The organism is Pedobacter aquatilis (genome assembly GCF_032678405.1).
Classification (GTDB): domain Bacteria; phylum Bacteroidota; class Bacteroidia; order Sphingobacteriales; family Sphingobacteriaceae; genus Pedobacter; species Pedobacter aquatilis_A.
On record NZ_JAVTSJ010000001.1, the window covers coordinates 795,847 to 809,752 of the forward strand.

At 42.3% G+C, this 13,906-nt stretch carries 7 protein-coding genes; 2 read left to right on the forward strand and 5 right to left on the reverse strand.

Annotated features, from left to right (window positions below):
- Window positions 1-9 precede the first annotated feature (9 nt).
- Window positions 10-1,740 carry a RagB/SusD family nutrient uptake outer membrane protein gene (locus R2R71_RS03425; RefSeq protein WP_316829842.1) on the forward strand — a complete coding sequence of 577 codons (1,731 nt, stop codon included), beginning with the start codon at window positions 10-12 and terminating at the stop codon, window positions 1,738-1,740.
- Between the two features lie 138 nt (window positions 1,741-1,878).
- Here R2R71_RS03425 and R2R71_RS03430 read toward each other — a convergent pair whose 3' ends face one another.
- The 4 genes from R2R71_RS03430 to R2R71_RS03445 form a co-directional block, all read right to left on the reverse strand.
- Window positions 1,879-2,763, reverse strand: a complete 885-nt coding sequence (locus R2R71_RS03430; RefSeq protein ID WP_316829843.1) for a polysaccharide lyase — start codon at window positions 2,761-2,763, stop codon at window positions 1,879-1,881.
- Between the two features lie 234 nt (window positions 2,764-2,997).
- Entirely contained in the window at window positions 2,998-4,872 is a 1,875-nt protein-coding gene (locus R2R71_RS03435; protein ID WP_316829844.1) for a RagB/SusD family nutrient uptake outer membrane protein, read from the reverse strand.
- A gap of 10 nt (window positions 4,873-4,882) precedes the next feature.
- On the reverse strand, window positions 4,883-7,969 hold the full coding sequence (locus tag R2R71_RS03440; RefSeq protein WP_316829845.1) for a SusC/RagA family TonB-linked outer membrane protein: 3,087 nt from the start codon (window positions 7,967-7,969) through the stop codon (window positions 4,883-4,885).
- Between the two features lie 264 nt (window positions 7,970-8,233).
- Complete coding sequence (locus tag R2R71_RS03445) at window positions 8,234-10,117, reverse strand: 7TM diverse intracellular signaling domain-containing protein (protein WP_316829846.1); 1,884 nt, start codon at window positions 10,115-10,117, stop codon at window positions 8,234-8,236.
- 246 nt (window positions 10,118-10,363) lie between these two features.
- On the opposite strand from R2R71_RS03445, the gene R2R71_RS03450 reads away from it, so the two are divergent.
- Complete coding sequence (locus tag R2R71_RS03450; RefSeq protein ID WP_316829847.1) at window positions 10,364-11,368, forward strand: FAD:protein FMN transferase; 1,005 nt, start codon at window positions 10,364-10,366, stop codon at window positions 11,366-11,368.
- Window positions 11,369-11,715: 347 nt separating this feature from the next.
- Here R2R71_RS03450 and R2R71_RS03455 read toward each other — a convergent pair whose 3' ends face one another.
- Window positions 11,716-13,902: a PepSY domain-containing protein gene (locus R2R71_RS03455; RefSeq protein ID WP_316829848.1), complete on the reverse strand. Its 2,187-nt coding sequence runs from the start codon at window positions 13,900-13,902 to the stop codon at window positions 11,716-11,718.
- Window positions 13,903-13,906 lie beyond the last annotated feature (4 nt).

Here is a 13,906-nt window from a genome sequence, read left to right on the forward strand (position 1 = left end):
AAGAAAAAAATGAAACACTATAAAATATTTATCAGCGCTGCATTAGGAGGTCTTCTAACCTTTGCAGGATGTACCAAGTTGGATGAACAGGTATACGACCAGGTTGATGCCGCAAATTTCCTGACCAGAAGAGACGATGTGATCCGCGATTTCCTCAGGCCTTTCGAACATGCTTACTGGAGTATTCAGGGCAATGATGTTTATGCCGTTGGCGAAGACAGCAGCGATGAAATGGGTACCTACAACCGCCAGGGCGACTGGCAGGATGGTGGTTACTACCAAAGGATGCATTACCACACCTGGACACCCCAGGACAATTTCACCAATGGTGCATGGCGCAACTTTTACCAGGGTATAGTACTTTCTACCAACTCCTTACAGGATATGGAAAGCATTACCGACCCTGCAAAATTAAGTTTAACCCCTGATGAACTAAACGATTTCAAAGCCGAACTCAGAACCTTAAGGGCCTGGTTTTACCTGCGGGCATTTGATTTTTACCGCAACATTGAAATCGTTACCGATGTAAAGAACAGCACACAGGGTGGTACGCAGGCTACACCTCAGGAAACCTTTACCTACATCGAATCGGAACTTAAAGCGGCCATTCCTTCCTTACCGATCCGCGAACAACTTGGCGCTAATGGCATTGGCCGCTGGACCAAAGCTGCCGCAGCCAGCTTACTGGCAAGGTTATACCTGAATGCAAAAGTTTACATCGGCACCGACAGGTACGCCGATTGCGAAACCATTTGCCGCGATATCATCAGCGGTAAATATGGTAACTATGCATTGGATACCCGATGGGATGCACCTTTCGATTACACGAATAAAACCCTTAACTCGGAAGTAATTTATGGCTTCCCGGGCACACTGGCAAGAACACACTGGCAATATGATAGCGGTATGTTTTTCTGGGGCATGACTTACGATGCCGCAACCCTTTACTGTGGCTTTACTGACTTTGGTAAATCGAACCCTAAATATGCCTTGCAACCAGGCCGTGATGTTGACAGCGTAGAATATACCCACACTTTAGGCAAGCCATTTGTTAAATTCCAGAAATACCCTGACGATTTACGCCTTAAGAAATATAAAAACCTGGGCGACAGCAAACGTGAAGGCATGTTTTTATATGGATATTTACCTTATACAACTACCGTGAACGGAACGAGCAAGGTTGATACCGTTCGGGGTAATAAAGGACCTTATGCATTATTTATCAGGGATCAGGTTGGTTTCTTTTTAGGGGCAAAACCAGGTACTAAAATTGCGGATAAGGAGTCGAACATGAATCATGCTGATCATAATTCGGGGATTTTCCTGGTTAAATATCCAGTATATCCAACACCAGATCCTAACCGGATCACCTCAGCTTATGCAGAAATCAGGCTATCCGAGATTTATTACACACTTGCCGAATGCCGCTATCGTGCAGGTGATAAGGCGGCCGCAGCAGGCTTCCTTAATCAGGTAAGGCAACGGAATTATCCGCAGGGTTCAGCAAGTTTATATACAGCAAGCGGTAGCCAGTTAACAGATGATGAAATGATGGATGAATGGGGACGTGAGTTTATCGGCGAAAACAGGCGTCGTACCGACCTGATCAGATGGGGTATGTTTACCAAAGGTACCTGGTGGGATAAAAAACCGGACGCAGATAACCATACAGAAATATTTCCTTTAGGAAGGGACATCTTAAATGCCAATCCTAAACTGAAACAAAACCCTGGTTATTAAAATATAACCCTTGAAATATTAAGAAGTTAAATTTGGATTAGTTAGGTGTCTCCTGTAAAAGGGAGGCACTTTTTTTTTAGAATTAAACCCTTAAAAAATAAAACCGGCAGTACACTTTACTACTGCCGGTTAATGTTTTTACTGGATTTTATTAACCACAAGGTCGTCAAAATAGATATAACTGGTTTGGCTCGAACCCCATACCGCTACATCTTTGCCGCCCCTGAAATTATGGAACGACAACCTGTTGATTAGTCGCTGGGCATCGTTCGTGGTCCAGCGGATGGCCTGATCAAGTACGGTAGTACCATTAATCAGCACTTGTACCCATCCGTTTTTGTTCGAACCGGTATTGCTTTTAATATACAAATGCACCGTGTAGGTATTTCCTTTAACCAGGCTCCCGGTTGAAGGGTAAGATTTCCCGAAGGTATCGCCACATGGCCCTGCCATATCCCTGTGGTAAACATAAGGCTGAAAGTAAACCCTGCTGCCACTGTTGTACCACATTAACCTTAAGCTGCCACCATTGCCATCAGTTGCGATATCGCAACCGGTATTGCCCTCACCTATTAAGAAACCAAAGCCTACTTTTCCGCCTTTGCTCCAATCAAACTGACTATGGAAACGCACTTTAAATGTTGCTTCGTAGGCTGAGCCATCAGAAATGTCAGCTCCGGCAATCAATCCGTTTGATACAGCATTTGGTGCCAGCGTTGCCCTCGCCCATCCACCTGAAATGTAGGCCCGGTCCTCGTTCCAGCCCGTTAAGGCCGCCATGCCAAAATCGCTGCTGGCTTCACTATAAGAGTAAGAACCATCGGGATGATTAAAACTGGTGTTAATGTTACTTGGATAGGCCTGTGCCGCGGCAACAGCCATACTTTTGTTTACAGTTAACTTTTCGGCTGCATTTGCTGGTTCATTTAATTCTGCCGAATCTTTGGAACAACCCGCTCCTGCTAAGGAAAAAATAAGCAAAGCGATGCCCGTTAATTTTTGGAAATTAATTTTTTGGCTCATGATAAGAAGTTTAATTTTAAATTTGGTTAGTTTTCTCACGCAGTTTCATGTCCTCGACAATCCCTTGCTGCTTAGTTTAACTTACTGTTTCTTAATTACGGTTGGATTTTATCTGATTTGCTGAAAGCGCAATGGAATCTGGTTTTTAAAAGAAGCAGTCCTTGCTAAAGGGACTGCTCCGAACAACTAAACCAACCCTGTTTATACTAAATACAGGTGAAGTTCTTTGGCCTGCTAAGGCAGTTTATCTAATGCAGGTACATTCTGGTCATAGCCTGCGTAACCTTTATTCTGATTGATCCGGCCTTCGGTATTGAAACGCTGTGCACTTGCCGGAACAGGCCACAGCACATGGTAAGGTGCGATTCTGTAATTTACCCCCTGTAAAGTCGGTACCTGATTCTTATAGAAATCGTTTTTCTCCATAATCCTGTCGTACATAAAATTATTATCCGAGAAAGTGGCCATGCTATAACTTTTACCGTTGTAGGCAGGTTTTCCGGTCTGTGCAAAAATGTATGCAATACGGGTTAATTCCGTTTTACGCGGCTCTTCCCAGTACAATTCCCTTGCACGCTCATCTAATATGGTTCCGATATTAACCTGGGTTGCATCTGTTAACAAAGTTGCATTGGCCCTGCTCCTCACTACGTTGATATCTGCCATCGCTAAAGCCAGGTCACCTTTCCAGTAGTAAGCTTCGGCCCTTAACAAATAGGTTTCTGCTAAACGGAATACATACCAGTCGGTGTTTGTTCCGCGTGGTGGTGTCCAGTACGGGTCGTTGGCCAGGGCATTGGTCGAGTTAATGAAAACTTTATAATGCGGCCAGCCAAACCAATGGCGGATGGTATCAAGTGCACCGTTTGTAAAGCGCTGTTTGATATTGGCGTCAGAATACATTTGCAATGGCTGCCCGTACAAAGCCCTGTCGGCCGCATTGGTTGAGGTTTTTAATGCCGGATTATTATACACTAAATCGGTCATTTCCATCCACATCCCTTTCGCATGGCGATAATCGGTATTATCTGTCCAGATGTATTTTGTGCTGTAGGGTGTTCCGCGGTAGCGGCCAATGCCACGTCCATACATTCTGGTTAAAGGAATTTCGGCGGTAACCGCATCCACTATTGCCGTAGCACCCGAAGGGGTTTTTACATTGGCAAAGTGCCAGGCCGGCACAGTATTCCGCATCAGCTGAGAACCTAGTGCTGTAAAACCGGCAAAAGCTTCCCTGTCGATCACCAGGAACAATGCTTCGCGGTTGGTGGTCAGCGCCTTGTTATCCATACGGTGCAAATCCCAGATTACATTTTTAGTAAGGTCTGATGCCGTACTGCCAAAGCGTGCCGTCATCATCCCGTATTTGCCACCGTTAATTACATTCGATGCGGAAGCAATGGCATCATCAAATTTACCAAGGGCAAGATTAACCTTGGTAAGTAAGTGGCTCACCGCTCCCTTAGTTACATCGCCTTTGTTCCCGCCATCGGTTACCCAGGTCTGGGCAAATTCCAGGTCGGTTTTCATTTTACCTAAAATCACTTCCCGCTTGGTAGAATAAAAATCGGCCTTAGGCGATTCAAGGTCTTTTAAAAGTAAGGGTACATCACCAAACTGATGAACCAGGCGATAATAGAAATAAGCCCTGAAAAAGTATGCTGCACCTAAAATGGCATTCTTCTCAGCCTCTGATGAATAAGCAGGCTTATCGATGTTCGAGATGATGGTATTTGCCTGTCTTACTGCGACAAATTCATTATCCCAGTACCAGCCGATTTTATTAAAATCGTCACTGTTCAGGTTGGCATCAGGCGTAATCCTCGAAACTAAATCCTGAGCAGGCGTATTTTTATCTGTGGTACCTTCTACCGCCACATCCGAAAAGATGGATTCAGTAAGCATAGGCGCCGAGTCACCAAAAAATTCGCGTCGGGTAGCCAGGCCCAGGCCATTTAAAGCGGCTTTCATGGCAGTAAGGTTGTTCAGGTTTTCCGGAGCATAAGCTGAAAGCTGTTCCGAATCCAGAAAGGTTTTCTTGCATCCTGCGCAACCAAGCAGCATAGCGAAGGCCAGCAGAACGATTATATTTTTATTGATCTTTTTCATTTTCATCTACTTATAAAGTAACATTTAAACCTAAAGTGTAATACCTCGGGGTTGGGCCATTGTTCTGTGGATCCCAGAATGTCCATTTTGGTGCGTAATAACCAGCATTGTTTACATTAGCATAAATCTTTGCACTCTTTACGCGAAGCTTTGTCAGTAAATTTGCCGGCACCGTATAAGATACTGCAACGGTGTTTAAACGGATAAAAGAGTTATCCCAATAAACATTGTAACTGGTTCCGCTTGATCCTGAATTTAACCTGGCGTAATCGTTAATCGGGTTTGATGGTGTCCAGTACGGCAAAACATAAGATGTTGCACGGGCAAAACCTACACTTCCCGGCTGGTTTTTAGCCGAATTATATTGTTTTAACTGCCCCCAGTTTGCTAATAGCTGGAAAGAGAAATCGAAGTTCTTAAAGATGTTAAACTCATTACGCATGGCGAAGAAATATCGCGGGGTACGGTAACCCAGGAACTTTTTATCAGCATCTGAATAGGCGTAATCACCATCTACGTCTTCCAGTTTAAAATCTCCCGGTTTAATGGCCGCCTTTGTAAATTTAGCAGCCTCTGCCATTTCACTTTGCTGCCACACACCAAGGATGTTGTAATCCCAGATAACATCTATATCTTTCCCGATAAACCAGCCGTTTCCAGGGTCATCTGTAGGTAGTGCCAGGGCTACAATTTTATTCCGGTTGAAAGAGAAATTGAAATTAGTATTCCACTTGATATTTCCCTCAACAAGGTTTTTTGTATTCAGGTTTAGCTCGCCACCCCGGTTATTGATCCGGGCTAAGTTGGAGTAAACGGTAGAATAACCACTTACGTTAGGGAGGGTTTGCCTAACCAGCAGGTCGCTTGTTTTTTTGTTGTAGGCATCAATCGAACCACTAATACGGTCGTTAAGGATTGAAAAGTCCAGACCAGCATTAAGTGCAGTGGTTTCTTCCCATTTTAGGTTTGAATTGGCCATTTTACTGCCAATTGATACCGTATTTACATCAGATGCACTTCCGCTTGTTGTTACCGTTTGATATTTACCACTGGTAAGCTGGGCAAGGGCTGCATAAGGGTCTACCGTTCCGTTATCCGGATTTCTTAAATCGCGGTTACCGTTTATACCGTAAGAAAGACGAAGTTTACCGTAACCAAGCCATTTCTGGTTTTTCATGAAAGGCTCATCGGTAAATACCCAGGCAAAAGCCGCTGCAGGAAAGGTTGCCCGCTTGAAATTCACCCCGAATACGGAATAACCATCCCGCCTAACGGAAAGGGTTAAAATGTAGCGTTGCAATAAGCTGTAGTTTAACCTGGCCATCAAAGCATCGCCGGTGTACACTTTATCTTCACTGTTGGTTACTGGTTTAATACCACTCGATAAGTTGTGGTAACTTAACACGTCGCCCGGCACAAAGCCTTCATTTGAAGCCTGTGTCCACCAGGTTTGGTATTTTTCGGCATTTGCCAGTAAGGTTACATCGATGTTATGGATCTTTGCGAACGTTTTGTTCCACTTGATCAGGTTATCGATTTGCCAGTTGTAACGGGTTTCATTTGCACGGCTGGCAGAGCCACCCGGGGTTACTACATCAGGGTTTCTTGATGATTTATAATCGAATGTCCGGTAAAAATCAAGCCCCGGACTAAAATTCAACTGGTAAGTAATGCCGAAAGGCAGCTTTACACGGCCATAAATACTCGCAAAAATGGTGTTCTGCTTGTTCATACGCTCGTTATAAGTCATGCTCAGAAATGGATTCCTGGCATTAAGCCCGCTATCATCTGTAGGAATACGCCTTAACTCGCCATTCGGTAAATATTTATCTCCGTAAGGTGATAAATTGATGATCTGTGTCCAGTCGGCTTCAGTAGAACCATCGCCTGTCCTTGCTTCATCCCTGTCGGCAAACTGTACATTCATGCCCAGTGTCAGAAATTTTGCAGCTTCACCTTCCAGGTTGATCCTGCCCCGAATAGCAGTGTAATCCCCGCCTTCGATAATGTTCTGATTCTTCTGATAATTCATCGACATGTAATAGGTAATTTCCTGTTTCTTACCGCTCAGGCTTAAGGTATGGTCCTGGCGGAAACCTGTCCTGAAAATATCATCGTACCAGTTTACAGTTTTTCCGGCGAGGTAATTTGTCTTTTCATTGGCAGTAAGCCCCAGCCTGTTCAGCCACAAGTCAACCGGGTCGCCGGTTTGTCCGTTGAGCCATTGGGTTAAAGTTACACCTGATGGCAAGTTACGCGGGTCGTTATACAGGTAATCTGGTGTTACAGCGCCGCTCCTGAGTACATCACCACGCCAGGCAAGGAAACCTTCCCCATCGTATGGACGCATGTTTTTGCCCACCTGTGCTATACCTACATTTGTATTTACAGTGATGGTTGGCGAATCGCCCCGCCCTTTTTTTGTGGTAACGGCAATTACACCTGTTGCTGCCTTTGCACCGTATACGGCCAGTGAGCTGGCATCTTTCAGTACGTCGATGGCATCGATATCATTTGGGTTGATATCTGCCAGCTGTCCGTTGTAAATTACCCCATCAAGTACAATTAGTGGTGAAGTACCAGCACTTAAGGTCGATTTTCCACGCACCAGTAAATCACCTCCGCCCTTTGCGCTGGAGTTTAATCCTACTGATAAGCCCGGAATATTACCCTTTAAAACATCGGCGATACTTTGAGGGTTTTCATTCTCAAGCTGTGTAGCCTTAACACTTGAAATGGCGCCCGTTGCATCCCTTTTGGTGGTGGTACCATAACCAATAACCACCACATCGGTTAAGTTCTTTGATTCTTCATCTAAGCTTACCGAAAGGTTAGTTTTTTGATTTACGGCAACTTCTTTAGTAGCGAAACCAACCGCCGAAAAGATAAGGGTTCCGTTTGCCGGTACAGTGATGGCAAAAGTACCATCGGCACCGGAAGAAACCGCCGTTCGGGCATTTTTAACTTTAATGGAAATACCGGGCATACCAACACCGGATTTATCAGTAACGGTTCCTTTTACATTTATATCCTGTGCGAAACAGATGCTAAGTGTAAAGCAAACCAAACTGATCAGGAGAGTAATTTTTTTTCTCATTTTTATTTGGTTAAGATTTGATTAGTTAGCACAAACCTATTCCATTTATCACCAAATAACAAATAAAAATAATCGTAACTACTTAATATATAGATAGTTATAAAATTTTGTAATACGTTTCATAAACAAGCTGATTTCAGGAAAAACAGCTTTATTACCTGTACAGCTATTTTATATTTTTCAGGCTAATACGCTTTATAAACATTAATTTTTTTAGAAAAAATTTCACTTCGCAGCTCATTTTTCAGCCTTAAAGCAATAAGTTTAATATGTTTCATCAACTACCAGTCTGCTCCACCCTTCCACACCGGCCTTTTTTATTTCCTCTTTCCGCTCGTGAAAGAGCTTTTGCATTTTGGAGTTATAGGTCCAGCAGGTACTTTGCCTGATATCGAGTATTTGCGAAAGCTTATAGGATGAAATGGTGCCCTTGGAGCTGTATACCAGAAACAGCATGTACAAAGCTTTATTGATTGGAATCCGGCTATTTTGAAATACTGTTCCGGCAATAACCGATTCGTCATAACCGCATTTTGTACACCTTTTACTGTAAAGGGTTTGTCCGGCAAGGTAGTGTGTATTACTGCACTTTTTACAGGTATAACCTTTTTTCCATTTAATATCGGCAATGTAACTGAAACAGCTTTCTTTATCAGGATAAATGCGGCAGAATTCCTCAAAATCAGGAACCTTCGAAGTAAGCCTGGCTTTTGTTGCCCGCTCTATATTAAGGTTAAGTTCGATGTTATCTTTTTTAAGCATCGAATTCATTACCGAAATCTCGATATTTTGCTGCTCAATAATTTCAGCTTTTTTACTGATTTCGGCAGTGCGTTCCTCAACCAATAGAGAAAGCTCGTTATTCAGGGTACGGGTAAGTTTCTCATTAATCCTTAGCTGTTCGATAATGCGTTTCTGTGCCCTGCTTTGTTTCTTTCTCAAAGTCCTGATACTATTACCAATGGCAAAAGAAACCAGTATCATCTCAAAAATAAAACAAATGCTCAGGCTGTAGTAAACCAGTGTTCCATAAGGTATCCATTTCAATAGCAGCAATATTTTCACTACAAAGCCAGTTAAGAGAAAACCATAACCAATCATCAGAAACATGGCTGGCTTAAAACCTTTCCGGTAAACATAAACGCCGGCGGCAAAAACCACAATTAAAGGAAACAGCTCAAGTATTTTGAGGTTAAACAGCCTTGTATCAAAAAGGCAAGCCACAAAAAACAGTGTCCTTAAAACAATCAATGAGGCTATCACTTTGTAAAAACCCGGTGCTTTGGCTTTCAGGTACAGAAAATTCATGGTAAAAAGCATTCCGAAAATACTGCTGATGAAAAGTGCTACGCCAAAACCATAAACATTTGCCTGCGGAAATGATGGCCATAAATACTGAAAAGCGATGCCATCGTTGCACATTTCGTAAAGACCAATTCCGAGATTGTAAAGTACATAAAACAGGTATTGTCTTCTTTTTACGGCGAAAAACATTAAAAGGTTATACAGACAAAAAACGATGATCATGCCGTAAAACAACCCGAAGATGAAGTATTCGCCAATGGCATAACCAACAAACCACCTTAAATCCCTGAGCACAATAATGGCACTTACGGGATTAGGCGATTTTACCCTGATGTAATAAGTGAGCAGCTGGTTTGATTTATTCTCTAAATCGTAGGTAAAGTTTTTATGTGCATAAACCCGCTTGGCAAAGCTGTAATCTGTTCCAAAGTGGTTTACCTGATAGCTGTTAAAACCATCAGGAACATATAATTCCAGATTGGTGATCGACTGGTCGAAGAATTCCAGTAGCCAGCGTTTCGATGAGGCCTCATTATGGCCGATTTTAAAACGGTACCAGTAAACCGATGCAGTATGGTCGTTTTTTGGAATACGGTTCCGGTTAGCTACAAATTTAGCCTGCCAGGGATTTGTTAAAACCTGGCCAATGTTTAACTTACCTGAAGCATCTTCCAGTACATCAATCTGGCCGAATGTTAAAATCTGATGCGGGGTACTGTCATCGATCAATACCGGTAACTGCGCCTTGGCTTTAGTACAAAACAGTACGAACAGTAAAAAAGAAAAGGTTAGCCTGTACCTGATGATAATCCGGGATATCGGAAATTGAAGTTTTGTTTTCACGGAATTAGCTGGTTAGTTAATTCATTATAGCTAAAAATAGCCGCTTAAAATCCTTCTTCATCCATAAATCAATGCTAAATCCCCCCTTCGTCGATTTCAATCGATTGAAATAATAACAACATCTGGCTTCCGCCCGTATACCGCCTCAATTCGCTGTTCTGATTATTTCTACACTTTATTGTGACGATATAAATTGAGGATTATCGGGCTAATGGGTTAATTTTGCAGCTACAAAAATAATCACACATGAAAAACATCTTCTATAGCTGCCTTTTACTGATTTCCCTTCATGCCAACGCACAGGTTTTGCGGAAAAGGACAACAATTTTAATGGGTGGCCGCTTCGATATCAGCATCGTTGCCGATAACCGGGAGATTGCAGAAGATAACATTGATACGGTGATTGCAGAGATTTCGAGAATTGAATACCTTATTTCAGACTGGAAGCCAAACTCTGAAGTATCAGCGGTTAACAATAACGCAGGGATAAAACCGGTTAAAGTTAGCGCAGAGGTACTTGCACTTGCCGAAAGGGCCATAAATTTATCTGAAATTACCAATGGGGCTTTCGATGTAAGTTTCGCCGCGATGGACAAAATATGGAAGTTTGATGGCTCAATGAAAGAGATGCCTTCGCCGGAAGAAATAAAGAAATCGGTAGAGAAAGTGGGTTACCGGAACATCATCATAGACAAGGCACAATCAACCATTTTTCTGAAACTAAAGGGAATGAAAATTGGCTTCGGTGCTTTAGGAGAAGGTTATGCAGCCGACAGGTGCCGCGAGATGATGCTTGCGAGAGGCATTAAAGCAGGTATCGTTAATGCCTCAGGCGACATGAGTACCTGGGGAAAAAATCCTGATGGAAAAAACTGGACAATCGGAATCACAAACCCAATGAAAGAAGATACCATTTTTGCAGTAGTGCCCATGAAGCAAAATGCCATCGTTACTTCCGGCAGTTATAGAAAGTTTGTAGAATTTAACGGCAAACGTTATGCACATATCATTAATCCGGCTACCGGATATCCTTCTACAGGCTTAATCAGTGTCACCATCATGGGACCAAGTGCCGAGGTTGCAAATGGTTTAAGTACATCTACAATGGTGTTAGGCCCGGATGCCGGAAAGAAACTGATTGAGAAATTTCCGGGATACAGTTACCTGATGGTTACGGATCAGGGTGAATTTCTGGTTTCGAAAGATAATTCGGTGTTATCGAAAATTAAACTACCAAAACAGATAAAGTAAGAAGGTGCTATCAGGATAAACACCAGTCTAATTATTTGTTCTGAACTGTTAACTATTTTCTTTTGGCAACAAAAGAAACAAAATTGCCGGCTGAAAATTTTTGTATTAAAGATGCGGCAATGGCCAAACTAATGCATCCCCAAAAATTTGTTAGGCCGGATTTAAGCTAAACGGAGGTTCAATACCGGGGCCTGGCTGGATGAAGGTAAAAGCCTTAAAAAAGGTTTTCCTGAACGATTTAGTTAGATATTAGAGGAAGTCTAAAACTTAAAGAATATAGATTGCTTCGTGGCCTCGCAATGACTTTACTATTTTCGTCATTGCGAGGCACGAAGCAATCTTATCGATTAATAACAATCCGTTAAAATCTGATTTCTCGATTGGTAGAAAGACAAAGGATTTCCGGTTCTTTCGATACAAATCTGCTCAAGCACATTCAGGATATCCTTTTGCATAGAAAGCGATCCGCAGATCATAACTACAGCTGATTCAGTAAGGCTTTTTGCCAGCAGAACGGCATCTGCAGCTACTAAATCGCTCACATATTGTTTTACGCCTTCTCTCGAATAAGCTACGTTAAGCTTGTTTAATTTCGAATCGCCAACTTTAGCCTTAAGAAATTCTTCAAATGGTTTAAAAGATGCAGTGTTTTTGAAACCGCAATAAAGATGGCAGGAAACCTGCTTTCTGTTTTCATCTATCATCCCTAAAAAAGGTGCTATGCCCGTTCCATTGGAAATCATAATTACTGATGATGCCTTTGGCGGAAAATGAAAGTGTTCGTTCTTAACCACTCTCGCCTGCAAGGTTCCATCCTTACCTAAGGCATGTAAAAACCCTGAGCCTAAACCATTTTCATGAAGCTTAACGCTCAGGCTTATATTTTTATCGATAACGCCGATTGAATAGAGCCTTTCACGGTGGTCGTTTGCCGGGTAAATGGCCAATAAATCACCCGATTTAGCCTTCAACTTTCCGCGGCCTTTCATTGCAATCTGAAAAGTTTCACCATGTTTAATATTCGACAGAACAGTAAAATTCCTTAAAGGTTTCTGTTTTTCTTTCGCCGGACTTGAAAATCCCTCAAAAGAAATATCAGCCTTCTGCGACCAGGATTCCTGCCAAAGCAATAAATCCTCAGGCGACCTGTCGTTTACCGTATGAATATCAATTAATGGCCTGGCCCATGCTGTAGCCGAAAGCTTGTTATGCACATCAAAAGCAAACTTACAAAAATCGGGGTACGACTTTGAGCCGAAACCCAATACGGCATAATTAACCGGGTTAGGTTGCTTTATTTCATCAATTAAAGAAAGGAATTTCTGCGCATTGGCAGGTGGTTCTCCAATACCGTATGTTGATGTGAAAATTAAAAAATGTGAGGCCTTTGGATAAACCGTATAGCTATTCATTGGGGCCAAGTATGCTTTTTTACCTTGTTTAATCAGTAATTTAAGCACTGCGGAGGCATAACGGTTTGTACTGCCGTTTTCGGAACCTACCAATAAAATAAAATCACTTTCCTCTTTCGCATATTTGTTTTTGGTTCGGCCTGATAATCTTTTCAGCGTAATTGCAAAACCCGAATAAATAAAGAAGAGGATACTTAAAGAGGAAATACCTAAAACAATTGCCCAGATTGCACTCGCCCTTCCCGTATGGATACTCATGCTCAGGTTGCTAACCAGCACTGAAAACGGATATTTACTTTCGGCAATAACGACACCTGTAATTTGATTTACCGCAACTTCCCTGTCTTTCAGGGTTAATGTAAAGTAATCTTCAACATCTTCGGAAAATGGAAATTCGATGGTTTGCACATCAGCTAAGCTCACCGACTGGAACAGCTCAAAATCTTTAATATCTTTCTGAGGACCTGATTTAATGCTGTCGAAATCAACATCCACATTGGTTTTTACAGGTTTTATAACCCCAAGCGTATTCAGCGAGAGGTAAGTTCCGCTGGTAGCAATTAAAAGAATAAAAATTAACGAAAAACGGCCAACAACGGTATGGTAATACTGGTTTGTTTTATCGTTGGGGATTTTAGCAAGAAAACGTCTTATGCCACGTTGTCTTTTTATGGTAAGCATAATGCCCGAAACTGCAATAAGCATTAACAGGAAAGCCGTTAATCCTATAAAAATACGGCCAAGTTCGTGCAGGAACAACGACCTGTGCAAACTGGTTACCCATTGAAAAAACTCATTCTTTTTACCAGGTTTACCAATAATTTTCCCGGTTGTTGGTTCTACATAAGCCTTAACATCATCGCCGGCCTTATCTGTTCCCTGAACCAGAACATACTGGTTGCTTTCTACTGTAATACTGGTAATCCCCGGATAATTTTCGCGTAAAACAGGAATGGCCTGCGCTAATTTTACACCGTCAAGATTTTTAGCTGCATAGGGTTTTAGCTTACCAATAACGGGCTCGGCCGAAAGAATTGCACCTGTAACCGAAGCCAATAGCAGAAAAAGAAAAGAAGATATAGCCAGTGCTAAATGGCTATATCTCCAAAAATGATTCGTCATTATC